Annotated in this window: 21 protein-coding genes and 1 tRNA gene; 16 read left to right on the top strand and 6 right to left on the bottom strand. The window is 62.6% G+C overall.

Features of this window, described 5'->3' with window-relative positions; translation table 11 throughout:
• Positions 1–15: 15 nt before the first annotated feature.
• Together gcvH and gcvP are read left to right on the top strand one after the other, a co-directional pair.
• Entirely contained in the window at positions 16–378 is a 363-nt protein-coding gene (gene gcvH, locus GC125_RS02415; RefSeq protein ID WP_151983785.1) for a glycine cleavage system protein GcvH, read from the top strand.
• Positions 379–384: 6 nt separating this feature from the next.
• Positions 385–3,234, top strand: coding sequence for an aminomethyl-transferring glycine dehydrogenase (gcvP, locus tag GC125_RS02410; protein WP_151983783.1), 2,850 nt, complete (start codon positions 385–387; stop codon positions 3,232–3,234).
• Between the two features lie 138 nt (positions 3,235–3,372).
• Here the strand turns inward: gcvP and GC125_RS02405 are convergent.
• Positions 3,373–3,447 (bottom strand) — tRNA-Gly (locus tag GC125_RS02405).
• A 235-nt stretch (positions 3,448–3,682) separates the two neighbouring features.
• On the opposite strand from GC125_RS02405, the gene GC125_RS02400 reads away from it, so the two are divergent.
• The 4 genes from GC125_RS02400 to GC125_RS02385 all read left to right on the top strand — a co-directional run bounded on the left by GC125_RS02400 (position 3,683) and on the right by GC125_RS02385 (position 6,229).
• Positions 3,683–4,189 carry a prolyl-tRNA synthetase associated domain-containing protein gene (locus GC125_RS02400; RefSeq protein WP_151983781.1) on the top strand — a complete coding sequence of 169 codons (507 nt, stop codon included), beginning with the start codon at positions 3,683–3,685 and terminating at the stop codon, positions 4,187–4,189.
• Between the two features lie 58 nt (positions 4,190–4,247).
• Positions 4,248–5,237, top strand: a complete 990-nt coding sequence (gene trxA / locus GC125_RS02395; protein WP_151983779.1) for a thioredoxin — start codon at positions 4,248–4,250, stop codon at positions 5,235–5,237.
• Positions 5,238–5,333: 96 nt separating this feature from the next.
• Complete coding sequence (locus GC125_RS02390) at positions 5,334–6,008, top strand: LON peptidase substrate-binding domain-containing protein (RefSeq protein ID WP_151983777.1); 675 nt, start codon at positions 5,334–5,336, stop codon at positions 6,006–6,008.
• 26 nt (positions 6,009–6,034) lie between these two features.
• Positions 6,035–6,229, top strand: coding sequence for a Trm112 family protein (locus GC125_RS02385; protein WP_151983775.1), 195 nt, complete (start codon positions 6,035–6,037; stop codon positions 6,227–6,229).
• Between the two features lie 42 nt (positions 6,230–6,271).
• Here the strand turns inward: GC125_RS02385 and GC125_RS02380 are convergent, their stop codons facing one another.
• Positions 6,272–7,516 carry a ubiquinone biosynthesis hydroxylase gene (locus GC125_RS02380; RefSeq protein WP_151983773.1) on the bottom strand — a complete coding sequence of 415 codons (1,245 nt, stop codon included), beginning with the start codon at positions 7,514–7,516 and terminating at the stop codon, positions 6,272–6,274.
• Positions 7,517–7,632: 116 nt separating this feature from the next.
• On the opposite strand from GC125_RS02380, the gene tesB reads away from it, so the two are divergent.
• The 8 genes from tesB (at position 7,633) to GC125_RS02340 (ending at position 15,697) form a co-directional block, all read left to right on the top strand.
• Positions 7,633–8,484, top strand: a complete 852-nt coding sequence (tesB, locus tag GC125_RS02375; RefSeq protein ID WP_151987454.1) for an acyl-CoA thioesterase II — start codon at positions 7,633–7,635, stop codon at positions 8,482–8,484.
• A 236-nt stretch (positions 8,485–8,720) separates the two neighbouring features.
• Positions 8,721–9,059, top strand: a complete 339-nt coding sequence (locus GC125_RS02370) for a P-II family nitrogen regulator (RefSeq protein WP_126007448.1) — start codon at positions 8,721–8,723, stop codon at positions 9,057–9,059.
• Between the two features lie 22 nt (positions 9,060–9,081).
• Positions 9,082–10,455, top strand: coding sequence for an ammonium transporter AmtB (locus GC125_RS02365; RefSeq protein WP_151983771.1), 1,374 nt, complete (start codon positions 9,082–9,084; stop codon positions 10,453–10,455).
• 227 nt (positions 10,456–10,682) lie between these two features.
• Positions 10,683–11,795: a 3-isopropylmalate dehydrogenase gene (gene leuB, locus GC125_RS02360; protein WP_151983769.1), complete on the top strand. Its 1,113-nt coding sequence runs from the start codon at positions 10,683–10,685 to the stop codon at positions 11,793–11,795.
• A gap of 31 nt (positions 11,796–11,826) precedes the next feature.
• Positions 11,827–12,198: a glyoxalase superfamily protein gene (locus GC125_RS02355; protein WP_151983767.1), complete on the top strand. Its 372-nt coding sequence runs from the start codon at positions 11,827–11,829 to the stop codon at positions 12,196–12,198.
• Entirely contained in the window at positions 12,198–13,364 is a 1,167-nt protein-coding gene (locus tag GC125_RS02350; protein ID WP_151983765.1) for a winged helix-turn-helix domain-containing protein, read from the top strand. Before GC125_RS02355 ends, GC125_RS02350 begins: the two co-directional genes overlap by 1 nt.
• A gap of 278 nt (positions 13,365–13,642) precedes the next feature.
• Positions 13,643–14,677 (top strand): aspartate-semialdehyde dehydrogenase, encoded by a 1,035-nt coding sequence (locus tag GC125_RS02345; protein WP_151983763.1) that lies wholly within the window; start codon positions 13,643–13,645, stop codon positions 14,675–14,677.
• A gap of 195 nt (positions 14,678–14,872) precedes the next feature.
• Complete coding sequence (locus GC125_RS02340) at positions 14,873–15,697, top strand: lytic murein transglycosylase (RefSeq protein WP_151983761.1); 825 nt, start codon at positions 14,873–14,875, stop codon at positions 15,695–15,697.
• Positions 15,698–15,712: 15 nt separating this feature from the next.
• Here the strand turns inward: GC125_RS02340 and GC125_RS02335 are convergent, their stop codons facing one another.
• The 4 genes from GC125_RS02335 to GC125_RS02320 form a co-directional block, all read right to left on the bottom strand.
• Positions 15,713–16,354 carry a carbonic anhydrase gene (locus tag GC125_RS02335; RefSeq protein ID WP_151983759.1) on the bottom strand — a complete coding sequence of 214 codons (642 nt, stop codon included), beginning with the start codon at positions 16,352–16,354 and terminating at the stop codon, positions 15,713–15,715.
• Positions 16,355–16,536: 182 nt separating this feature from the next.
• Complete coding sequence (gene pdxY / locus GC125_RS02330; RefSeq protein WP_151983757.1) at positions 16,537–17,421, bottom strand: pyridoxal kinase PdxY; 885 nt, start codon at positions 17,419–17,421, stop codon at positions 16,537–16,539.
• 5 nt (positions 17,422–17,426) lie between these two features.
• Positions 17,427–17,669, bottom strand: a complete 243-nt coding sequence (locus GC125_RS02325; protein WP_151983755.1) for a hypothetical protein — start codon at positions 17,667–17,669, stop codon at positions 17,427–17,429.
• Between the two features lie 25 nt (positions 17,670–17,694).
• Positions 17,695–18,267 (bottom strand): peroxidase-related enzyme, encoded by a 573-nt coding sequence (locus GC125_RS02320; RefSeq protein ID WP_151983753.1) that lies wholly within the window; start codon positions 18,265–18,267, stop codon positions 17,695–17,697.
• A gap of 111 nt (positions 18,268–18,378) precedes the next feature.
• On the opposite strand from GC125_RS02320, the gene GC125_RS02315 reads away from it, so the two are divergent.
• A complete protein-coding gene (locus GC125_RS02315; RefSeq protein WP_151983751.1) occupies positions 18,379–23,178 on the top strand; it encodes an NAD-glutamate dehydrogenase in 4,800 nt (1,599 codons plus the stop codon).
• 98 nt (positions 23,179–23,276) lie between these two features.
• Positions 23,277–25,214, top strand: coding sequence for a propionyl-CoA synthetase (locus GC125_RS02310; RefSeq protein ID WP_151983749.1), 1,938 nt, complete (start codon positions 23,277–23,279; stop codon positions 25,212–25,214).
• Positions 25,215–25,269: the final 55 nt, after the last annotated feature.

Below are 25,269 nucleotides of genomic sequence, written 5' to 3'. Positions count from 1 at the left end.
CCAGGGAACAGCACCATGTTGAAATTCACCGAAGACCACGAATGGCTGAAGATCGAAGGTGATACCGCCACCGTCGGCATCACCAAACACGCCGCCGAGCAGCTCGGCGATCTCGTTTTCGTGGAACTGCCGGATGTCGGCGCCAGCTTCGAAAAGGGCGGCGATGCCGCAACCGTCGAATCGGTCAAGGCAGCATCCGAAGTCTATGCGCCGCTCGCCGGCGAAATCACCGAGGTGAACCAGGCGATCGTCGACGATCCGTCTCTCGTCAATTCCGACCCGACCGGCGCCGGCTGGATGTTCAAGCTGAAGCTTGCCGATCCGTCCGCCGCCGACAGCCTGCTCGACCAGGACGCCTACGAAAAGCTGATTGGATAAAACGCCATGACGTTCAAGCGCACCGACTACCAGCCTTACGATTTCGCCAACCGACGCCATATCGGCCCCTCACCCGAAGAAATGGCCGAGATGCTGAAGGTCGTGGGGGCGGAAAGCCTCGATGCCCTGATCGACGAAACGGTCCCGAAGGCGATCCGCCAGGCCGAGCCGCTCGCCTGGGGCGCGCCGATGACCGAGCGCGAGGCGCTGGACCGGCTGCGCGAAACCGCCAACATGAACCGCAACCTGGTCTCGTTGCTCGGCCAGGGTTACCACGGCACCATCACGCCGCCGGTCATCCAGCGCAACATTCTGGAAAACCCCGCCTGGTACACGGCCTACACGCCCTACCAGCCGGAAATCAGCCAGGGCCGGCTGGAGGCGCTGCTCAACTTCCAGACGATGGTCTGCGATCTGACGGGCCTGGATGTCGCCAATGCATCGCTTCTTGATGAGGCGACGGCGGCTGCCGAAGCCATGGCCATGGCCGAGCGCGTCTCCAAGTCGAAGAAGACGACCTTCTTCGTCGATGCCGAGTGCCATCCCCAGACGATCGCCGTCGTGCGCACCCGCGCCGAGCCGCTCGGCTGGGACGTCGTCATCGGCGATTCCATGACCGATCTCGATCCGGCTGAGGTGTTCGGCGCGATCTTCCAGTATCCCGGCACGAACGGGCAGGTCCGCGATTTCACCGATGTGATTTCGAAGCTGCACGGCGAAAATGCCATCGCCATCGTCGCCGCCGATCCGCTGGCGCTGGCGCTCCTGAAGACGCCGGGCGAAATGGGCGCCGACATCGCCTACGGCTCGACGCAGCGCTTTGGCGTGCCCATGGGCTATGGCGGCCCGCATGCCGCCTATATGGCCGTCAAGGACCAGTACAAGCGGTCGATCCCCGGCCGGCTCGTGGGCGTTTCGGTGGATGCCCGCGGCAACCGTGCCTATCGCCTGGCTTTGCAGACGCGCGAGCAGCACATCCGCCGCGAAAAGGCGACCTCCAACATCTGCACCGCGCAGGTGCTGCTGGCGGTGATGGCGTCCATGTACGGCGTCTTCCACGGCCCGCTCGGCATCAAGGCGATCGCACAGCGCGTGCACGAGCGCACTGTGATGCTGGCCGAAGGGCTGGAAAAGATCGGCTACACGATCGACCAGGACGTGTTCTTCGACACGATCAGCGTCGATGTCGGTCGCCTGCAGGGCGCAATCATCCGCTCCGCGCTCGAAGCCGGCATCAATCTGCGCCCGCTCGGCAAGGATCGCATCGCCATCACGCTCGACGAGCGCACCCGGCCGGGCGTCATCGAGAAAGTCTGGCGCGCCTTTGGCGGGGAGATGAAGGCGGATGGCAAGTCGGGCTGGCGCATTCCGGACAAGCACCTGCGCAAGTCGGACTACATGACGCATCCGATCTTCCACATGAACCGCGCCGAAAGCGAGATGACGCGCTACATCCGCCGGCTGTCGGACCGGGACCTGGCGCTCGACCGCTCGATGATCCCGCTCGGCTCCTGCACGATGAAACTGAATGCAACGGCGGAAATGCTGCCGATCACCTGGCCGGAATTTTCTGAACTGCATCCCTTCGTGCCTGCCGATCAGGCGCTCGGCTACCGTCATTTGATCGACGACCTGTCCAAGAAGCTCTGCCAGATCACCGGCTATGACGCGATTTCCATGCAGCCGAACTCCGGCGCGCAAGGCGAATATGCGGGGCTTCTCACGATCCGCGCCTATCATCTGGCGAACGGCAACGCCCACCGCGACGTCTGCCTTATCCCGACCTCGGCGCATGGCACCAACCCGGCGTCCGCGCAGATGGTCGGCATGAAGGTCGTCGTCGTCGCGGCCGCCGACAATGGCGACATCGACGTGGAGGATTTCCGCGCCAAGGCCGAGCAGCATTCGCAAAACCTTGCCGCCTGCATGATCACCTATCCCTCGACGCATGGCGTTTTCGAGGAGACGGTGCGTGATATCTGCGCCATCACCCACGAGCATGGCGGCCAGGTCTATCTCGACGGCGCCAACCTCAATGCGCTGGTCGGCCTTGCCCGACCGGGCGATATCGGCGCCGATGTGAGCCACCTCAACCTGCACAAGACCTTCTGCATTCCCCATGGCGGCGGTGGTCCGGGCATGGGTCCGATCGGCGTCAAGGCGCATCTGATCCCTTATCTTCCGGGACATCCGCAGACCGGTGGCGACCACGGCCCCGTTTCGGCCGCGCCCTTCGGCTCACCCTCGATCCTGCCGATTTCGTGGAGCTACTGCCTGATGATGGGTGGCGAAGGCCTGACCCAGGCGACGAAGGTCGCGATCCTCAGCGCCAACTACATCGCCAAGCGGCTCGAAGGCGCGTTCGGCGTGCTCTACAAGTCGAAGGCGGGTCGCGTCGCCCATGAGTGCATCATCGACACCCGCCCGCTGCAGCAATCGGCCGGCGTGACCGTCGAGGATGTCGCCAAGCGGCTGATCGATTCCGGCTTCCACGCTCCGACCATGAGCTGGCCCGTGTCAGGCACTCTGATGGTTGAACCGACCGAATCGGAAACGAAGGCCGAGATCGACCGTTTCTGCGAAGCGATGCTCGCCATCGCCCGCGAAGCGAAGGACATCGAGGAAGGCCGCCTCGACCGGGACAACAACCCGCTCAAGAACGCGCCGCACACGGTGGAAGATCTCGTCGGCGAGTGGAACCGTCCCTACAGCCGCGAGCAGGCCTGCTTCCCGCCCGGCTCGTTCCGCGTCGGCAAATACTGGTCGCCAGTCAATCGCGTCGACAATGTCTACGGCGATCGCAACCTGATGTGCTCCTGCCCACCGGTTAGCGAGTATCTCGAAGTCGCGGAGTAACCGAGCGGCCTCGATAAGACAAAGCCGGCGTATCCAAAGCGCCGGCTTTTCTGCCGCGAATACGTTTAAGAACAACGCGATTCGCCGCATCGAAAAGACATGCCCGGCGGGCCAATGACATAGAACTTCGGAGAAAATTGGAGCGGGTGAAGCGATTCGAACGCTCGACCCCAACCTTGGCAAGGTTGTGCTCTACCCCTGAGCTACACCCGCTCAATCGCAAGTCCGGGGTAAACGATGGACCGCGATGCCGAGGCGCTTGGCGCGTCGACCGGCGCTGTATGGCGCAAGCCGCCGAATATTGCAACAGGCAAAATCGTGAGGTGCGTCCAAAATTTTTGCAGCGCGGTGAGGACGTCCCCGTGACAAGCCCTTGCCGCCGTTTGCCTCTGCCGCCAAGTCGCCATATGAAGCAGCACGACGGACATGATGCGGCTGGAGGCGGATGATGAGCGAGTGGACCGAAGCGCAAAGGGGTTTGTTCGATCGGCTGGATCGCTTGGCGATCGAGCATCAGACGCGCCGCCACGCACCGGTCTTCACCGTCGCCGAAGCCCAGGCGCTGCGCGACGACATCCCAGGCGCGCACACCAAGAACCTGTTTGTGAAGGACAAGAAGGGGCACTACTTCCTGCTGGTGCTCGAAGAAACGGCCGAGGTGGACCTGAAGCAGGTGCATGGCCTGATCGGCGCAAGCGGCCGCGTATCGTTCGGCAAGCCCGATGCTCTCATGGAGTATCTCGGCGTCGAGCCCGGTTCGGTGACCTCGCTTGCCGCGCTCAACGATCACGACGGGGTCGTCACCGTGGTTCTGGACGCGGCACTGATGGAAAACGACACGGTCAACGCCCATCCCCTGTCCAATGAGGCGACGACGTCGCTCTCCAGCGCCGATCTCATCCGTTTCCTGCAGGACTGCGACCACGAGCCCCTGATCTTGAAACTGTCGCACTGAATGCCGATTTTGCGGGCAGATCAGGCCCGATCCAAGCCTTTCATTCCGGAGCCCAGAGATGACCGACAGCGACAACAATTTTTTGACCTCCGGCCAAGGCGGGCAACCCACCATGAACGTCACCTTCGGCGACCAGAGCCAGGCGTCCGCGGCCAATGCCGCCGGTGATCTCATCAAGGATACCACCACGGCCAAGTTCATGGCCGATGTCGTGCAGGAATCCCGCAACCAGCCGGTTCTGGTCGATTTCTGGGCGCCATGGTGCGGTCCGTGCAAGCAGCTGACGCCGGCGCTCGAAAAGGTCGTGCGCGAAGCGGGCGGCAAGGTGAAACTCGTCAAGCTGAACATCGACGAGCATCCGGCGATCCCCGGCCAGATGGGTGTCCAGTCCATCCCGGCGGTGTTTGCTTTCGTCAATGGCCAGCCGGTCGACGGCTTCATGGGCGCGATGCCGGAAAGCCAGTTGAAGGCATTCATCGACAAGATCGTCGGTGCCGGCGGCGGCAAGGACGATGAAGCGGCCCAGATTCAGGCCGCGCTCGACCAGGCGCGCGAACGGCTGGACGAAGGTGATATCCAGGGAGCAGCACAGATCTACGCCGCCATCATGCAGCATGCGCCGGATAATGTCGCCGCTCAGGCAGGCATGGCCGAATGCATGATAGCCGCCGGTCGCGCGGAGGAAGCCGAACAGCTGCTCGGCGCGCTGGACGAGAAGGCACGCGCCCATCCGGACGTGGCGAAGATCCTCGCGCGATTGGCCCTCGAGGCCGAAGTGGCAAAGCTTGGCGATCCTTCGCTGCTTGAAGCGCGCATCGCAGCCGACCCCAATGATTTCGAAGCCCGTCTCGACCTCGCAAAGATTCTCAGCATCCGAGGTCAGCGCAACGAAGCCGCCGATCATCTGCTGGCCATCATGAAGGCCGACCGGACCTGGCGCGACGATGGGGGACGACGCGAATTGCTGACGCTTTTCGAGGCCTGGGGCCCGACCGATCCGGCAACGCTGGCCGCCCGCCGCAAGCTGTCGTCCATTCTGTTCTCGTGATGCGGCCTGGCCGGGCGATTTTGACGGGAGCCACTTGAGATCGGGTGGCAGAACGCCACATCTCTAATCTCGAATAATGAAAGGCCGCTCCACGTCATGCAGGCTGGCAACGCCCACTATCGCACCGACAAGGATCTGCCGGAATCGGTCGCGATGTTCCCGCTGACGGGAGCTCTGCTGCTGCCCGGCGGGCAGATGCCGCTCAACATTTTCGAGCCGCGCTATCTCGCCATGTTCGACGATGCGATGGCAACCAACAGACTGGTCGGGATCGTACAGCCCGAATTCGAGCGCCCTGGAGCGACCTCGGATACGCAGTCTGGCGTGTGCTCGGTCGGCTCGATAGGCCGCGTGGTGTCCTTTTCCGAAACCGGAGACGGACGCTACATCGTTTCGCTGATCGGCGTTTGCCGGACGCGGCTGATCGAAGAAGTCGTTTCTCGCAAACCGTATCGCACGTTCCGCATCGCGCCGTTCCTGAGCGATCTCGCGCCCGATGAAACGGCCGACAGCGTCGATCGCGCAGCCCTTCTGTCGAGCTTCAAGTCCTATCTCGATGCCAACCAGCTGGAAGTGGATTGGCAAAGCGTCCAGCGCGCCTCGAACACCACGCTGGTCAATTCCATGTCGATGATGTCGCCTTACGGGCCGCCGGAAAAGCAGGCGCTACTCGAAGCTCCGGACCTGAAGACGCGGGCCGACACGCTGGTCGCTATCACCGAGATTGCACTTGCCCGCGCTTCCGACGACTATGACGGCGTTTTGCAGTAAAGATCGGTTAAGAGAGGGCGCCAGGCATGGATGACGATTCCGCGACGCCGCAGCTCGACCTCAAACTCCTCGAATTGCTCGTCTGCCCGTTGACCAAGTCGAACCTCGACCTCGACGAACAGGCAGGAGAACTCATCTCGAAGAAGGCGGCACTCGCCTACCCGATCCGCGATGGCATCCCGATCATGCTCGTATCCGAGGCACGCAAGCTGACGGAATGACGTGTTCGGACCTGTCACGCGCAGCCAGGCTGACCAGAAGGATCAGATGGCTTGCCCGCGCAGAAGCCGCGGCGCACCTTCGCCGGACAGTCCAGCTGCCTGCTTGATGAAGAAGGATTTGAGCTTCGGCATCCGCTCGACCAGGCCGAGGCCGACATCGCGCGCCATGCGCAGCGGCGTCACGTCGTTGGAAAAGAGCCGGTTCAAGACGTCCGTCGTCACGCCCATCTGGAACGTATCGAAGCGACGCCACGACTGGTACCGCTCCAGAACCGAAACCGAGCCGATATCGAGACCGAGGCGCGATGCCTCGACAACGGTTTCGGCCAGTGCGGCCGCATCCTTGAAGCCGAGATTGAGACCCTGACCGGCTATTGGATGAATGCCGTGCGCCGCGTCCCCCACCAGCGCCATGCGCGACACTACAAAATCGCGCGCCAGCGTGAGCCCAAGTGGAAAAGCGCGGCGTCCGCCGGCGAGACTGATGGTTCCGAGCTTGTGGCCGAAGCGGCGTTCCAGTTCCGCCTCGAAAACAAAATCGTCTTCCGCCACGAGCCGGTCGGCTTCCTCGGTGCGCTCGGTCCAAACGAGCGATGATCTGTTGTCTTTCAACGGCAGGATTGCGAACGGCCCGGCCGGAAGGAAATGTTCCTCGGCGCGGCCATTGTGCGGGCGTTCGTGCCGCACCGTGGTGACGATGCCCGACTGGCCGTATTTCCAGCTGACGGTCTTGATGCCGGCCATGGCACGGAGCCCGGAATGCAATCCATCGGCTGCGACAACCAGGCGGGCCGTGATCGTTTCACCGTCCGACAGGAGAACGGCACGCACGCCGAGATCGGCTTCCTCGCGCGCGTCTGTGATCTTCAGGTCCTGCCTCACGTCGATGCCCAGTTCCTTGGCACGCCCCCGCAGCGCCTTCACCAATTCCTTGTTCGGCACCATGTGCGCGAATGGCTCACCCGGCTCGACTTCGCCATCGAAGGTCAGGAAGACAGGCTTGATCTCATCGCCATTGCGCGAATCGGTAACGATCATGTCGCGGATCGGCTCGGCATGCTCTGAGAGCGCGCTCCAGATGCCGAGATGATCGAGCATGCGGCTCGCTGCAGCGGCGATCGCCGAGGCCCGTTCGTCGCGCTGCCAGGCATTTTCCGGCGCCGCGTCCACGACCACCACCGAAAGCTCCGGCGCCGACGCCTTGATCGCAACGGCCGTTGCCAGGCCGACATATCCGGCGCCTCCGACGACGATATCGAAGCGTTCACGCGTGTGCGGTTGCGACATGTTGGTACCCCTTTGCATTGGCCGGCCTTCGCCGGGGCGTCCCTTGCCTATTGAGAGGATATAGGCAATCTGGCCCATGTTTTAAGCCTTGCCTGGAGAGTTCATTGTCACGTGCCATGGAAGAATTGCTGTCGATCCTCGACCTGGAGCGGCTGGAACACGATCTTTACCGCGGACGCAGCCCGCAGGTCGGTTGGCAGCGCGTATTCGGCGGTCAGGTGATCGGCCAGGCGCTCGTCGCCGCACAGCGCACCGTCGCCGCCGAGCGCCATGTCCATTCCCTCCATGCCTATTTCATGCGCCCCGGCGATCCGTCCGTCCCGATCATTTATGAAGTCGACCGGATCCGCGATGGCACGAGCTTCACCACGAGACGCGTCGTCGCCATCCAGCACGGCAAGGCGATCTTCTCACTGTCGGCGTCCTTCCAGACGGATGAAGACGGCTTCGACCATCAGTTCGACATGCCCGCGATCACGCCGCCGGAACAGTTGATGGGGGAGAAGGAACTGAAGGAGCAATTCCTCAAGGGCGCGCCGGAAAACATCCGCCGTTACTGGGAGCGGGAACGGCCCATCGAGATCCGGCCGGTCTCGCTTGTGCACTATGTCTCCAGAGAAAAGCTCGCACCGAAGCAGGATGTCTGGATCAGGGCGACCGGTCCCGTGCCGAACGATCGCGCGTTGCAGGCTGCGGTGCTCGCCTATCTGTCGGACATGACGCTTCTCGACACGTCGCTCTTTGCCCATGGCCATTCGATCTTCGACAAGAACCTGCAGGTCGCCAGCCTCGATCACGCCATGTGGTTTCACCGCCAGAGCCCCCTCGACGACTGGCTGCTCTACACGCAGGATAGCCCGAATGCATCGGGCGCCCGAGGCCTGACGCGAGGCGGTCTTTACAGTCGCGATGGTCAATTGATCGCCTCGGTTGCCCAAGAAGGACTCATTCGGCGGCGAGACGATTAAAGTTTCGTCAATTTTTGAATTTTGCACATTTATTAGGCGGGCGCGAAGGGGTGGAGGTCACACGATCTCCACCCCTTCTCTTTTTTGCGCTGTATTTCAATGGGTTGAACAATCCAAAGTCACTTGGCACGGGCCTTGAATCCATCAGTGCGAGTCACCGCTGTGGGGGCACTGCAGTCGATGGCCGTTTTCGGAGGCTCCGTGAGCCACCAGAACCGCAAAGATGGGAAAACCGCATGAAAATTGTGATGGCCATTATCAAGCCGTTCAAGCTGGACGAGGTGCGTGAAGCCCTCACCGCTGTCGGCATCCAGGGCCTGACCGTCACGGAAGTGAAGGGTTACGGCCGGCAGAAGGGACATACCGAAATCTATCGCGGCACCGAATATGCCGTCAGCTTCCTGCCGAAGCTGAAGATCGAGATCGCCGTTGCGGCCGATCTCGTGGACCGCACCGTCGAAGCAATCGCGACCGCCGCCAAGACCGGTCAGATCGGCGACGGCAAGATTTTTGTCTACGGAATCGACCAGGCCGTGCGCATCCGCACCGGCGAAACCGATGCCGAAGCGCTGTAGGGTTCAAGGGGCAACTCAACCAATGACATTCTCAAAGCACTCCATTCTCCGGACCGCCGCGCTCGCGACCGTCATGATCGCGCTTCCGGCCTTTGCGCAAGACGCAGAGCCGGCAGCGGAAGCCGTCGTCGAAGCTGCCGCCCCCGTTGGCGAGCACACGGTCTTCATCTTCAACTCGCTGCTGTTCCTCATCGGCGGGTTTCTCGTCTTCTGGATGGCGGCCGGTTTCGCCATGCTCGAAGCGGGCCTCGTTCGTTCCAAGAACGTGTCGATGCAGCTGACGAAGAACGTCGCGCTCTTCGGCATCGCGGCAATCATGTACTACCTCATCGGCTATAACCTCATGTACCCGCTGGGCAGCTGGACCATCGGCACCGATGAAACCGGTGGCTATCTCGGCGCCTTCGGCGTCGCCGTTCTCGAAGCTGTCGGCGTTGCACCGGAAGCCACCGATGACCTCAGCTACGCCTCGACCGGTTCGGACTTCTTCTTCCAGCTGATGTTCTGCGCCACGACCGCGTCCATCGTCTCGGGCACGCTCGCCGAACGCATCAAGCTATGGCCCTTCCTGGTTTTCACGGTCATCCTCACTTCCTTCCTCTACCCGATCCAGGCTTCCTGGAAGTGGGGCGGCGGCTTCCTCGATACGCAGTTCGGCTTCCTCGACTTCGCAGGTTCGACGGTCGTCCACTCGGTCGGCGGCTGGGCGGCACTGACCGGCGCCATCATCCTCGGCGCACGCAAGGGCAAGTATGACGGCGGCGTTCACCCGATGCCGGGTTCCAACATGCCGCTCGCCACGCTCGGCACGTTCATCCTGTGGATGGGCTGGTTCGGCTTCAACGGCGCATCGCAGCTCGCCATGGGCTCCGTCTCCGACGTCGCCGACGTGTCGCGCATCTTCGCCAACACCAACATGGGTGCTGCAGGCGGTGCCGTGGCCGCGCTTATCCTGACGCAGATCATCTACAAAAAGGTCGATATCACGATGGTCCTGAACGGCGCGCTTGCCGGTCTGGTCTCCATCACGGCCGAGCCGCTGACGCCGTCTCTCGGTGCAGCGATCCTGATCGGTGCAGTCGGTGGCGCTCTCGTCGTCTTCGCCGTACCGTTCCTCGACAAGTTGAAGATCGACGACGTCGTCGGCGCCATCCCGGTCCACCTCTTCGCCGGCATCTGGGGCACCATCGCCGTTCTCTTCACCAACCCGGATGCAACGCTGACCGGCCAGATCGTGCCGATCCTCATCGTCGCCATCTTCATGATCGTCACCTCGGGCATTGCCTGGATGATCATCAACGCCGTGATGGGTCTGCGCTGCTCGCCGGAAGACGAACAGATGGGTCTCGACAAGGCTGAAATCGGTGTCGAAGCCTATCCGGAATTCGTTCGCTGACACTCTTCCTGCCCGGCCGGCTGGCCGGGCAGGTCTCGATCCCGTCGGATGCTCAGGCATCCACACCTTGGGCCCGCTTCAAGCGGGCCCTTTTTTATGGCGCTGCCTTCACGGGCTCTGGTCTGTAAACTGTAGACGATTTTACACCAGAGCTTGACCGATCCTCTTGCGTGCTCACGCCTGTGCGATTAGCAAGGCTTCACAACAATTCGAGGAGATCCACTTTCATGGCGCACCGCACCCTTTTCCTTCTGCCAGGCGACGGCATCGGCCCGGAAGCCATGAACGAAGTCCGCAAGCTCATCGCCTACATGAACGATGAACTCGGCGCTGGCTTCGAGACCGACGAAGGCATGGTCGGTGGCTGCGCCTATGACGCACACGGCGCGGCCATTTCCGAAGCGGACATGGAGAAGGCAACGGCAGCGGATGCCGTCCTGTTCGGTGCGGTCGGCGGTCCCAAGTGGGACAGCGTGCCCTATGACGTGCGCCCGGAAGCCGGCCTTCTACGCCTGCGCAAGGATCTTGAGCTCTTCGCCAATCTGCGTCCCGCCATCTGCTACCCGGCACTCGCGAAATCGTCCTCGCTGAAGCCGGAAGTGGTCGAGGGCCTCGACATCCTGATCATCCGCGAACTCACCGGCGGCGTCTATTTCGGCGAGCCAAAGGAAATCATCGATCTCGGCAACGGCCAAAAGCGCGCCATCGACACGCAGGTCTACGATACCTACGAGATCGAACGCATCGCCGGCGTCGCCTTCGACCTCGCGCGCACTCGGAACAACAAGGTCTGTTCCATGGAGAAGCGCAACGTCATGAAGTCGGGCGTGCTGTGGAACGACGTCGTTACGGCCTATCACAAGGCACACCACTCAGACGTCGAGCTGACCCACATGCTGGCCGATGCCGGCGGCATGCAGCTCGTTCGCTGGCCCAAGCAGTTCGATGTCATCGTCACCGACAACCTCTTCGGCGACATGCTCTCCGACGTTGCCGCGATGCTGACCGGCTCGCTCGGCATGCTGCCCTCCGCGTCGCTCGGCGCGCCCGATGGCAAGACCGGCAAGCGCAAGGCGCTCTACGAGCCCGTGCATGGTTCGGCACCCGACATCGCCGGCCAGGGCAAGGCGAACCCGATCGCGATGATCGCCTCCTTCGCCATGTGCCTGCGTTACTCCTTCGAGATGATCGCGGAAGCCGACCGCCTCGAAAAGGCGATCGCCAACGTGCTGGACAAGGGCATCCGTACGCCGGACATCGCCGAAAAGGGCGCACCGACCGTTTCGACCGTCGAAATGGGCGACGCGATCCTCGCCGAGTTCAAAGCTCTGGCCGCTTGATCCGACGCTCGATCTGACCAGAATGGCCGGCATGACAAAGTCACTGCCGGCCATTCCCATTCTGCGATCCTTCGACGAAGACCGGACCCGAGCCTTCTACCAGGGCTTCCTCGACTTCACGGTCGATTGGGAACACCGCTTCTCGCCGGACGCACCGCTTTACATGCAGATATCTCTCGGCGAGACGAAGCTGCATATCAGCGAGCACCATGGCGACGGCGTACCGGGCAGCGCGATATTCGTTCCGATCGTCGGCCTTCGCGCCTATCACGCACGCATCACTGCCAAGAACTACCCCAACATGCGGCCGGGTATCGTCGACACGCCGTGGAACACTTGGTTGATGCAGGTGACCGATCCATCCGGCAACAAGCTCAATTTCAACGAGTACAAAGACGCCTGATGGCACGGCGCCCCGTTCAATTTTCGCAGCACCATGCGCGGGCCGTCTGGATCGGCGCACAGAAGCTCGATGTCGCAGCGCCGTTTGGACAGGGACCCGAAGCCGTCCGCCTTGCCGTTGAGCATCTCGGCTATGTGCAGATCGACACGATCAACGTGATCGAACGCTGCCATCATCATATTCTCTTCAACCGAATACCCGCCTATCGGCGCGCCGATCTCAATGTCGCTCAGTCTATCGACAAGACCGTCTTCGAATACTGGACACACGCTCTGTCATACGTGCCGACGCGCGACCTGAAGTTTTTCCTGCCTGCGATGAAGGACCACCGGGACAATCCGGTGCGCTGGTCATCGAGCGTTACGCCGGCGGAGCTGAAGAAAGCGATCGGTCGCGTTCGGCGTGAAGGGCCATTGTCGATCCGCGATATCGACGAAGAACCGGTCGAGAAGGAACATCTCTGGGCCAGTCGCAAGCCTTCGAAGAAGGCCCTTCAGAGGGGTTTCTACAACGGCCAGCTGGCGATTGCGGGCCGTGCCGGCATGGTCAAGACCTATGACCTCATGGATCGGCACTTCGGCTGGGACCGATCCCCGCGCCCGGCGACGGAAAATCAAATCGTCGACTACCTGATCGACCGTGCACTGACCGCGCAGGGCATCGTCAGCCTCGACTCGATCTGCTACCTCGCCGCTCCGCGAAAAGCTGCCGTCGCGCAAAAGATCGAGCAGCGGGTGCGCGCCCGCAAACTGGTCGGCGTTTCCATCGAAGGTGCCGCCAAGACCGCCTACTGGGCGAAGCCGGAAACGATCGAGCAACTGCCGCCGACGCCCGAACTAACGCACATCCTCTCGCCGTTCGATCCCCTGATCATCCAGCGCAAGCGCACCGCCGCTTTCTTCGGCTACGACCATCTGTTCGAGGCGTATGTCACCAAGGAGAAGCGCAAGCTCGGCTACTTCGCCCTGCCGGTGCTTTGTGGTGACGAGATCGTGGCTGCGATCGACCTGAAAGCGGACCGGCAGCAGAACAAACTTCTGATCCAAAATTGGGTCTGGACGGATGCCGGCGATCCGCCACGCCACCAGCCGATCATCGACGAGGAACTGGAGCGCTTCGAGCGATTTCAGTTAGCTGTCGGCGAGGCGGTGGACACGTCGGAATGAGGCTTTCCGCCGCGTCCAACCGAGGCCCGTCGCATTTGACTCCTGTTCGAACCGGTGTAGAACGACACACTTTCCGAGGTCATCCAGCCCGCGCGACGGAGCAACCGTGTCTCCAAATGAGAGACGGCGATCGGCGCGCTCAAAGTTTGACGCCGTCGTCTCGGCAACCTCGGTGGGGACTTTCGCCAATTCCGCCCTGCCCGTTCTCTTCCGGTCAGGTCGGTTCGATCGGGCTCTAGCGCCCGACGCCGAAGAAGAGACAGGAGATTTGACTGATCATGAGCTTCAAGATCGCCATAGCCGGAGCCACCGGCAACGTCGGCCGCGAAATGCTGGACATCCTCGCCGAGCGCGGGTTCCCCGTCAGCGAAGTCGTGGCGCTTGCATCCAGCCGTTCGGTGAACACGGAAGTGTCGTTCGGCGACAAGACGCTGAAGGTCAAAAACCTCGAGAACTACGATTTCTCCGATACCGACATCTGCATCATGTCGGCCGGCGGCGCGATCTCGCAGAAATACTCGCCGAAGATCGGGGCGCAGGGTTGCGTCGTCATCGATAACTCATCGGCGTGGCGCTACGATGCCGACGTACCGCTCATCGTGCCGGAAGTGAACCCGGATGCGATCGAGGGCTTCCGCAAGAAGAACATCATCGCCAATCCGAACTGCTCGACGGCACAGCTCGTCGTCGCTCTGAAGCCGCTGCACGACATTGCGCGCATCAAGCGCATCGTCGTCTCCACCTACCAGTCGGTTTCCGGTGCCGGCAAGGAAGGCATGGACGAGCTCTTCAACCAGTCGCGCGCCGTCTTCGTCGCCGACCCGATCGAGAACCGCAAGTTCACCAAGCGCATCGCCTTCAACGTCATCCCGCACATCGACGTGTTCATGGATGACGGCTCCACCAAGGAAGAGTGGAAGGTCGTTGCCGAAACCAAGAAGATGCTCGATCCGAAGATCAAGGTCACCTGCACCGCCGTGCGTGTCCCGGTCTTCATCGGCCATGCCGAGGCGATCAACATCGAGTTCGAAAGCGAAATGACGGCCGATCAGGCACGTGACATCCTGCGCGACGCGCCGGGCTGCCAGGTCATCGATAAGCGCGAAGACGGTGGCTACATCACGCCTTATGAGTGTGCCGGCGAAGACGCGACGTTCATTTCGCGCATCCGCGAGGATCCGACCGTCGACTACGGGCTCAACATTTGGGTCGTCTCGGACAATTTGCGCAAAGGCGCTGCGTTGAACACGATCCAGATCGCGGAACTGCTGGTCAATCGTGGTCTGGTGAAGCCGCGCCAGCGCGCCGCGTGACAGCTGAACGGAACTGAACGAAATGGGCCCGCCGTCGCATTGACGCGGGCCCATTTGCTTTTCCACGTCACAAAATTCTTAACCCTCCTGCATTAGCGTCGTGCGCACAGGGTCATCCATCGCAGGCGCTTGCCTCTCGCGATTGTGTCGGCTGCGCCCCTCTGGCAGAATTCTTTCACAACAGGAAACGAAGACATGCGCGTTCTCTTCAAGCGGTATTTCGGCGCGCTTGCCGCCAGCGTCATTACTCTCTCGATGGCAGGTGCTGCCAATGCACAGACCTGCGGCAATGATGCATCCGGATTTTCAAATTGGGTGAACCAGTTCGCCGCCGAGGCCCAAGCGAGCGGCATTCAGGCGGAAACGCTGCAGACGTCGTTCTCGGGCCTTTCGTATGCCACGCAGACGATCTCGCTCGACCGCAACCAGCGCAGCTTCCGGCTCTCGCTCGACGAATTCATGCAGAAGCGCGGCGCCGACGCGATCGTGTCCCAAGGGCGTCGCCTCAAGGAACAGAACGCCAGCCTGTTTGCTTCGATCGAGAACAGCTACGGCGTCCCGTCCGGCGTGATCATCGCGATCTGGGGCATGGAAACCGCGTTCGGGAAGTTCATGGGCGACCAGAGCGCCATGTCCGCGCTCGCAACGCTCGCCTACGATTGCCGGCGTTCGGAATTCTTCAAGCGTGAGCTCTACGCGGCCCTGCAGATCGTGCAGAGCGGCGAGCTGACGCCCGGCCAGATGCGCGGCGCCGGCCATGGCGAACTGGGCCAGACGCAGTTCCTGCCGTCCAACTACGTGCTTTACGCCGTAGATGCCGATGGCGACGGCCGTCGCGACCTGATCAATTCGCGTGCCGACGCGCTCGCTTCGACTGCCAATTTCCTGCGCTCGCACGGCTGGCAGCCGGGTGCCGGCTACCAGCAGGGCGAACCCAATTTCCGCGCCATCGAGGCCTGGAATGCGGCGACCGTCTACCAGCAGGCAATCGCAATCATCGCCCAGCGGATCGACGGCTGAGCCGCTGGCGAACGATCAACGATCGGGGCGATGGAAATCCCCGGTCTGCGGGTCCATGACCCACAATTCACCGGATGAAATGTCGAACCAGGCGCCGTGCAGTTTGAGCCGGCCCTGGTCTTCCAGAATCTTCACGCACGGGAAGGTTCTGAGGTTGTTGATCGAATTGCGGATCGAGACGCGCTCGAGCGCCGTCTGACGTTCCCCGGCCGTCATCGTCGTATAGCCCAGCATCGCGTCGGCGACCGGCTTCAGCATCCCCATCCAGCTGCCGATGAAGTCGCCCGGTGAGAGCGGCTCGCTCTCCGGATTGAGCGCCGCCTGGATGCCGCCGCAGCGGCCATGTCCGAGCACGAGAATTTCCCGGATTTTAAGCGCCTGAACGGCGAATTCCAGCGCAGCCGAGGTGCCATGGTGCTCGCCGTCCGGCGTATAGGGCGGAACAAGGTTCGCCACGTTGCGCACGACGAACAGTTCGCCCGGACCCATGTCGAAGATGGTTTCGGGCGCGGCGCGGGAATCGCAACAGGCCACCACCATCGTTTTCGGCTTCTGCCCGCTTTCGGCAAGCTTGCGATAGCGTTCGCGTTCGTCGGTATAGCGCCCCGCCATGAAATTGCGGTAGCCGCCCAAAAGCTCAGATGGAAACTGCGTCATGATTTTTGCTTATCCACACGATTGCTCAAATGCGATGTCCGGCACGACGAACGCGTTCTAACGCACCGCCATCGAGCCGGTCTAGAGCGTTTCCAGGTGAAGTGGAAACCGGTTCGCCGTTCGGAAACGCGACAAATCAAGACATGGAGTGATTGAGCAGTTCGAAGAAATGCGAAATTGCTCTAGAGCCTTCGTCGCTGGGCCGGATGGACGAGGCGGCGGGTGTGCACGAGCGCCATCGGCCGAATGAGCGAGTTGGCGTCACTCTCCAGCGTCAGTTCGTCCGCACCGCGCTTCACCGTCCGGGCAAGCACCTCGAAGACAGATGCCGTTGCGGCCTGGAGCGCCTTCTCGTCGCCGTCACCGCTCATCAGGCGTGACAGAAACACCGCTGCCAGCAGATCGCCGAGCCCGTTCGGCGGTCGCTCGATTGCGCGATGTTCCGCCAGGAAGGCGTGTCGGTCGGTCAAAAGCAGATTGCCGATACCGCCCGCCATCATGGGAACCGCCGAGGTGACCAGCACCCGCTTCGGGCCGAGCGAGAGCGCCGCTTCCATGATTGCCGAATTGTCGTCGAGCGTCGCGCCCGCCATGTGTGCGAGCTCGTAGCGGTTCGGTGTGGCAATCGTCGCGAGCGGCATCAGGATGTCGCGGATCGCTGTCGCGGTGGCTTCCGGTACGTAGAGCCCGCCAAGATCGCCCATCACCGGGTCGCAGAGATAGGTGGCATCGGGAGACCGCGCCTTCACCGCCTCCACCAGCCGGGCGATCGGGCGCGCCTGATCCGCTGTGCCGAGATAGCCGGAGAGAACCGCACCCACTTCGCCAAGCCAGGGAGAGGCGATCAGATCGTCGATCATTCTGGAAAAAGCATCTGCTTCCACCGGATAGCGCGTCGATGGTCCGTGGCCGGGGTGGAACGGCAGGATCACCGTCGGCAGCGCCCAGACCGGGTGACCGAGCGATTCAAGCGCAAACACCGCGGCTCGGTTACCGACCGATCCGCGCACCACATGGCTTGAAATGACGATGACCGCCTTGCGGTCGGCTGGGGCGTCGTTGGGCATGGAAATCAGGCGTAGGCGGAGAAGAGCCAGAGAGCAAGCAGCACGAATGCCAGAAGGGCGAGGATACGACCGGTCCGCGTCGCCGCCACCTCGATCGGGTCGTTCTGGTCCGCGTCGCCGGCTGCGAAATGGTCACGCACCGAGCGCGCCTTGCTGCGCATGGCAGGCGATCCGAAGATGCCGCCTTCGTTGCCGAGACGATCGAGATCGCGCTTCGCCTGGCGGCGTTCCTTGTCATCGTCTCGCATGGAAACGGCTCCCCTTTTGCGCGCTTCAGCGCGCGAGCGCGTGATAGTCGGCATTGGGGCGCATATCGGTCGCCGCCGCAACCCTGTTCGACATGTTGAAGAAACCGGCGACAGCAGCAATGTCCCAGATGTCGCGCTCCGAAAAGCCATTTTCGCGCAGGAGACTGCGGTCTGCGTCCTCGATCTTGTCGGGCATCTCGGTCAGCTTCACGGCAAAATCAAGCATGGCCTTCTGCTTCTCCGTCATGATGGCTGCACGGTAATTGGTTACCATCTCTTCGCCGAAGGCAGGATCGCCCGACAATTGGCGCACGGCCGCACCGTGCGCGACGAGGCAGTAATGGCAGTGGTTCACGGCTGAGACAGCCACGGCGATCATCTCGCGCTCGAGTTTGGAAAGGCCCGACGGGCCAAGCATCAGGTCGTTGTAGAACTCGCCGAACAGCCGCAGCTTCTTTTCATCGAAGGCATAGGCGAGCAGCACGTTCGGCACGAAACCGATCTTCTCGACGCATTTTTCGAAGAACGCTTTCGTCTCTGGACCAAGTTCCGCCATGGGCAGGTCGAGTGCGGTCACTTTCTGGGAAGTTTCGGCCATTTTAGCCTCCGCTTTTTCATCTCTTCACACTTTGTCGGCACAATTCATCTGATAGGCTTCCGCCAAACACAAGGGCGCGCGCTCGACTGACGAATTTGGGGAGAATTCGAATTGGCCTTCCGCAAGAATCCGAAGCGCGACCGCAAGCTCGCGGCGATCAAACTCGTCCTCGATGCACAGGAGCGACCCTTCGTCGATCCGGTCGTGCTCTACGGGCGCGCCGCTAGCGACGATCTCGCGCATTATTCCGATGCGGATCTGGCTGCCATGGCGATCCATGCACGAAGTGAGATCGCGGCTTTCGAAGACCACGCCGCGCGAATCACGATCGCCAACCCGGAAGGCCTCAGCGTCGAAGGCCAGGCCATCTCGGTGCTGTCCGTCACCGATCGCAACATGCCCTTCCTCTATGATTCGGTGATCGGCGCCGTTGCGGCCAGCCATCGCACGCTGTTCCTCGCCGTCCACCCGATCCTCGACACGAGAAACATCGACCGCATTCAGCTCGTGACAGGCACTTCCGACTGCCCGCAAGACAAGCGCGTCAGCCACATTCAGGTGCATCTCCCCGCCCTCTCCACCAGTGAGGCGGAACGGTTGATCGCCAATCTGAGGGAGGTCCTCGGCCAGGTTCATGCTGCGGTCGGCGATTGGCGGCCGATGCTCGACAAGCTCGAGCGCGCCATGGCGACGATGAAGCGTGCCAAGACCACGGCAAGGGCCGACGAACGACGCGAAGCACTTGCCTTCCTCGACTGGCTGCGGGAAGGAAACTTCACTTTCCTCGGCATGCGCGACTACGTCTATTCCGCCGATGGCGGCGAGGCGAAAGTGGAGCGCGCGGCCGAAGACGGCATCGGCATTCTGGCCGATCCGGACATGCGTGTGCTGCGCCTCGGCAAGGACCATGTCACGACCACTCCTGAAATCGTGGCGTTTCTGGAAGGTCCCGACTGGCTGATCGTCACCAAGGCCAACACCCGCTCGCAGGTCCACCGCCGCGCCTACATGGACTATATCGGCGTGAAGCTCTTCGACGAGGCCGGCGAGGTCAGCGGCGAGTTGCGCATCGTGGGGCTCTTCACCTCCACCGCCTACACCCGCTCGGTCACCGAAATCCCGCTCCTGCGCACCAAGGTCGAGGCGGTCGTCGACAAGCTCGGCTTCGACCCCGAAAGCCATTCCGGCAAGATGCTGTTCAACACGCTGGAATCCTACCCGCGTGATGATCTTTTCCAGATCGACGTCGATACGCTGGTGGATTACTGCGTCCAGATCAACGAGCTTTCCGATCGTCCTCGCGTGCGCGTTCTTGCACGCATCGACCGGTTCGACCGGTTCGTTTCCGTGATCGTCTATGTGCCGCGCGACCAGTATGATTCCGACGTGCGCGAACGCATCGGCGCTGCCCTGGCCGAGCGCTTCGACGGTCACGTATCAGCCTATTACCCGGCCTTTCCCGAAGGCAATGTCGCCCGCGTCCATTTCATCGTCGGGCGGCGCGGCGGCAAGACCCCACGTGTCGCGCAGGAAAAGCTCGAGCAGGACATCCGCGCGATCGTCACGCGCTGGGAAGACCGGTTCGCGATGGAAAAGGCGCCGGACGCGCCCCTTCTCGATGTGTCGCAGGCGTTTCGTGAGCGGTTCACCCCGAGCGAGGCGCTTGGCGATCTCGACCGTATCCTCGCCTGCGCCGAGCCCGGCGGGATCGCGATCGACCTGATGGCGAGCCGGGAAGGCGACCCTGGCCGGCTGACGCTCAAGATTTTCCACGCGCAGGAGGCAGTCGCGCTGTCGAGGCGCGTTCCGCTTCTCGAAAACCTGGGCTTCCGCGTGATCAGTGAGCGCACCTTCGATATTGCCGTGCGCAATGACGATCGCGCACCATTCGACGTCGTGCTGCATGAGATGGAACTCGAACCAGCCGGCGGCGCCGAGGCTTCGGCCGACGAACGGCTCGACATGGTCGAGAATGCCTTTCTCAAGGCCTGGCATGGCGAAACCGACAACGACGCCTTCAACATGCTGGTGCTGGGCGCAGGGCTCGATGCGCGCCGCGTCGTCGTGCTGCGTGCCTATGCGCGCTATCTGCGCCAACTCGGCAGCACCTATTCCCAGACCTACATTGCCGGCACGCTCGGCCGCTACCCGGACATCGCCTCCTTGCTCTACCAGCTCTTTGAAGCACGCTTCGCGCTCGATGTGGCCTTGGACAAGCGCGACCGGCACGTGGCGGCCTTGCGCAAGAAGATCGCAGCCGCGCTGGAAGCCGTGACGCGGCTTGAGGACGACCGCATCCTGCGACGCTACGAAAATGCAATCATGGCGACGCTGCGCACCAACTATTTCCAGACGGAAGAGGATGGTCAGCCACGTCGGACGCTCGCCTTCAAGGTGAACCCGCGCGCTCTCGATGCCGCTCCCGCGCCGCGACCGTTCCGCGAAATCTTCGTCTACGGCTCGGAGGTCGAAGGCGTCCATATGCGTTTCGGGCCAGTGGCCCGCGGTGGCTTGCGCTGGTCGGACCGCCCCGAAGACTACCGCACCGAAGTGCTCGGTCTCGTGAAGGCACAGCAGGTGAAGAACGCCGTCATCGTGCCGGTCGGTGCCAAGGGCGGTTTCTTCCCCAAACGCCTGCCCGAGACGGGCGATCGCAATACGATCTTCGAAGCGGGCAAGTCCGCCTACAAGACCTTCATCCGCACTCTTCTGTCGGTGACCGACAATATCGATGGCGATGCCGTCGTTCCGCCCAAAGACGTTGTTCGCCACGATGGCGACGATCCCTATTTCGTCGTCGCGGCCGACAAGGGCACGGCCACCTTCTCCGATACGGCCAATGCGATCAGCCAGGAGCGAGGGTTCTGGCTCGACGACGCCTTCGCGTCGGGCGGTTCGGCCGGATACGACCACAAGAAAATGGGCATCACCGCGCGCGGCGCTTGGGAAACCGCAAAGCGTCATTTTCGCGAGATGAACATCGACATCCAGTCGACGCCCTTTTCGGTCGCCGGCGTCGGCGACATGTCGGGCGATGTCTTCGGCAACGGCATGCTGCTGTCGAAGCACATCCGTCTGATCGCCGCCTTCGATCACCGCGACATCATCATCGACCCGGATCCGGACACCGCAAAAAGCTTCGAGGAACGCCAGCGCCTCTTCGACCTGCCGCGTTCCAGCTGGCAGGACTATGACCGCGCCCGTCTCTCCAAGGGCGGCATGATCGTTTCCCGCAGCGAGAAGTCGGTAAAGCTGACCCCGGAAGCCGCACGCGCGATTGGCCTTGCGACCACCATCGCCTCGCCGCCGGAAATCATGACGGCGATCCTGAAGGTGCCCGTCGATCTCCTGTGGTTCGGCGGCATCGGGACCTATGTGAAGGCCGCCGAGGAAAACGATGCGGATGTCGGCGACCGCGCCAATGATGCGATCCGCGTCACGGCCGGCGAGGTCGGCGCCAAGGTGATCGGCGAAGGCGCCAATCTCGGCGTCACCCAGCGCGGCCGCATCGCCTATGCGCTGGCCGGTGGCCGCTGCAACTCCGACGCCATCGACAATTCGGCAGGCGTCAATTCCTCCGACGTCGAGGTCAACATCAAGATCGCGCTCGCTTCTGCGATGCGGCAGGAGAAACTGACCCGCACTGAGCGCAACCGCCTGCTGGTCTCCATGACGGACGACGTCGCCCGGCTGGTATTGCGCAACAACTATCTGCAGTCGCTGGCGATCTCGCTGCAGGAACGCGCCGGTGCCGATGCCTCGCCGCAACTGGCCGAGTTGATGGATGGCATGGAACGCGCCGGTCGGCTCGATCGCAAGGTAGAGACACTGCCGGACCGACAGCTGTTCGAAGAGCGCCAGCGCAACGGCAAGCCGCTGACGCGGCCTGAAATCGGCGTGCTTCTCTCCTATGCGAAGATCGGCCTCTTCGACGACCTGATGGCAAGCAGCCTGCCCGCCGATGCCTATTTCATGCCAACGCTGAAATCCTATTTCCCGAAACGCATGCAGCGGGATTTCGGAGATGAAATCGCCGGACACCGCCTGAACGAGGAAATCGTCGCGACCGAGCTTGCCAATGCCGTGATCAACCGCGGCGGTCCGGCCTTCGTGTCGATGTTCGCCGATATCGGCGGAGCGATGCCGGGCGATGTCGTGCGCGCTTTCGTCATTGCCCGCGACGGGCTGGAGCTCGAGGCGCTTTACGACCGCATCGATGCGCTGGACGGCAAGATCGACGGCCGGGACCAGAACACGCTTTACGCCGCGGTCGGCTTTGCGCTCGCCATGACGACGGGGCGGATCCTGCGCAGCATGGATCGGAGCCAGCCCCTCGCCGACAAGGTTGCGGCGATCCGCGATGCCGCCCGCGCGCTGAAACCGACGATCGAGCAGGCGCTTTCCCCCTTCCTGCGCGAGGAAACCGCCAGGCAGCGGGAGAGCTTCGAGCAAACGGGCGCCCCGGCCGACCTCGCTCGCGACCTAGCCCTTCTGCAGACACTCGTGCTGGTGCCGGAGATCGAGGAAATTGCGCGCGCCTGCGGCGTCGACCTCAAGAAGGCCTCCCGCCAGTTCTTCGCGGTCAACGATATCTTCCGGATCGGCCGCATCGAGGCGGCAGCCTTGCGCATCGACGATCGGGATCGCTACGCGACGCTCGCACTCGCCCGCAATCTCAACGCCATTCACGCGGCACGGCGCACGATCACCACCGCGGCGATTTCAGGCTTTGCCGACGAACGCAATCCTGTCGAGGCGTGGATTGCGAGCGATCGCATCCGCGTCGAGCGTCTGCGCGACCAGATCATGGCACTGGCCGAGGACAGCGCCTTCGACATGTCGCGCCTGACCGTGGCGGCAGGCATGTTGTCGGATGTCGCCCCCCAGAGCCGCCCGCCCGCGGGGGTATGACGGCTCGATCCATCGTCGGGTTTGCGGTGGACTCCTCGCTTCGCTAATCCTTGAGCGGAGTGCGGGTGGGAGGAACGCCCGCGCCCGGGAGGATTGATATGACCGAAAACAGCAGCTACCACGCCGTCTATCAGCGCTGGCAGGACGACCCTGAGGGTTTCTGGGCCGAAGCAGCCACGGCCATCGACTGGTTCAGCGATCCCGATAAGGTGTTCGATCCCGAGGCAGGCGCCTACGGGCGCTGGTTCGTCGGCGGCACCACCAATACCTGCCACAACTGCCTCGACCGCCACGTTGCCGCCGGCCGGGGCAGCCAGAACGCGCTGATTTACGACAGCCCGATAACCGACCGCAAACGCGCGATCACCTATGCGGAGATGCTGTCCGAGGTCACCGCGCTTTCAGCCGTCATCCGCGACCGCGGCCTCAAGGCAGGCGATCGGGTCATCATCTACATGCCGATGGTGCCGGAAGCCGTCATCGCGATGCTTGCCTGCGCGAGGCTGGGTCTCGTCCATTCCGTCGTCTTTGGCGGCTTTGCGGCCAACGAACTGGCGACGCGGATAGACGATTGCGCCGCCAAGCTGGTCATCACCGCATCCTGCGGCCTCGAGCCCGGCCGCGTCGTCGCCTATAAGCCGCTCCTCGACGCGGCAATCGCCATGGCGCGGGTCAAACCGGAAAGCTGCATTGTCTTGCAGCGCGACGAACTGACTTGCGAGCTGACCGAAGGACGCGATTTCGACTATGAAAACCTGATGGCCACCGCACGGGCGAAAGCCGAGCCCGTGCCCTGCGTGCCGGTGGAAGCGACCGACCCGCTCTACATCCTCTATACCTCCGGTACGACCGGCCAGCCGAAGGGTGTCGTCCGCGACAATGGCGGCCACATGATCGCGCTGCACTGGTCGATGCATGCCCATTACGGCGTGAAGCCGGGCGAGGTCTTCTGGGCGGCCTCCGACATCGGCTGGGTCGTCGGCCACTCCTATATCGTCTACGCGCCGCTGCTTCACGGCAACACGACGATCCTGTTCGAAGGTAAGCCGGTCGGAACGCCCGATGCGGGCACCTTCTGGCGCATCATTGCCGAACACGGCGTCGTCGCGCTCTTCACCGCCCCGACCGCCTTCCGCGCAATCCGCAAGGACGATCCGAAGGCGGACCATGTCGGCCGCTACGACCTCTCTAAGTTCCGCACGCTCTTTCTTGCCGGCGAGCGCGCCGATCCGGACACGATCCAGTGGGCGCAAAAGGCGCTCGGCGTGCCCGTGATCGACCATTGGTGGCAGACGGAGAGCGGCTGGCCGATGGTGGGTAATCCGGTCGGCCTCGGCCAACTCCCGGTCAAGCTTGGCTCGCCGTCCGTCCCGCTGCCCGGCTACGACGTGCAGATCGTCGACGACGCCGGAAAGCCGCTGGGACCGGGAACGCTCGGCAATGTCGTGGTCAAGCTGCCGCTGCCACCAGGTGCCCTGCCGACCCTCTGGAATGCGCCGGAACGCTTCCACAAGGCCTATCTCGAAGAGTTCCCGGGCTTCTACAAGACCGCCGATGCCGGCTACATCGATGAGGACGGCTACCTCTTCATCATGGCCCGCACCGACGACATCATCAACGTCGCCGGCCACCGGCTGTCGACAGGCGGCATGGAAGAGGCGATCGCAACCCACCCCGATGTCGCCGAATGCGCGGTCATCGGCATCGCGGACGACATGAAGGGCCAGATCCCGGTCGGTTTCTTCGTCACCAACAATGGCGTCGAGCAATCGCCCGAGGAGATTGCCGCCGGCGTCGTCAAGGTCGTGCGCGACCGGATCGGGCCCGTGGCCGCATTCAAGAACGCCTTCCAGGTCAAACGTCTGCCGAAAACGCGCTCCGGCAAGATCCTGCGCGCCACGCTTCAGAAGATCGCCGATGGCGAGGAATGGAAGATGCCGGCCACGATCGACGATCCGGCGATCCTCGACGAAATCGCGGCGGTGCTGAAGGAGCATCGCGTCGGCAAAGCGTTTCGTGAGGGAAATGACGGCTAGCGGCAATTGACCTCAGAGCCGTGACGGGTCCAATGTCCGCGCCTTTAGAGCGTAT

The sequence above is a fragment of the Rhizobium sp. EC-SD404 genome (assembly GCF_902498825.1).
Classification (GTDB): Bacteria; Pseudomonadota; Alphaproteobacteria; order Rhizobiales; family Rhizobiaceae; genus Georhizobium.
This window is presented reverse-complemented; position numbering and strand designations above follow the sequence as displayed.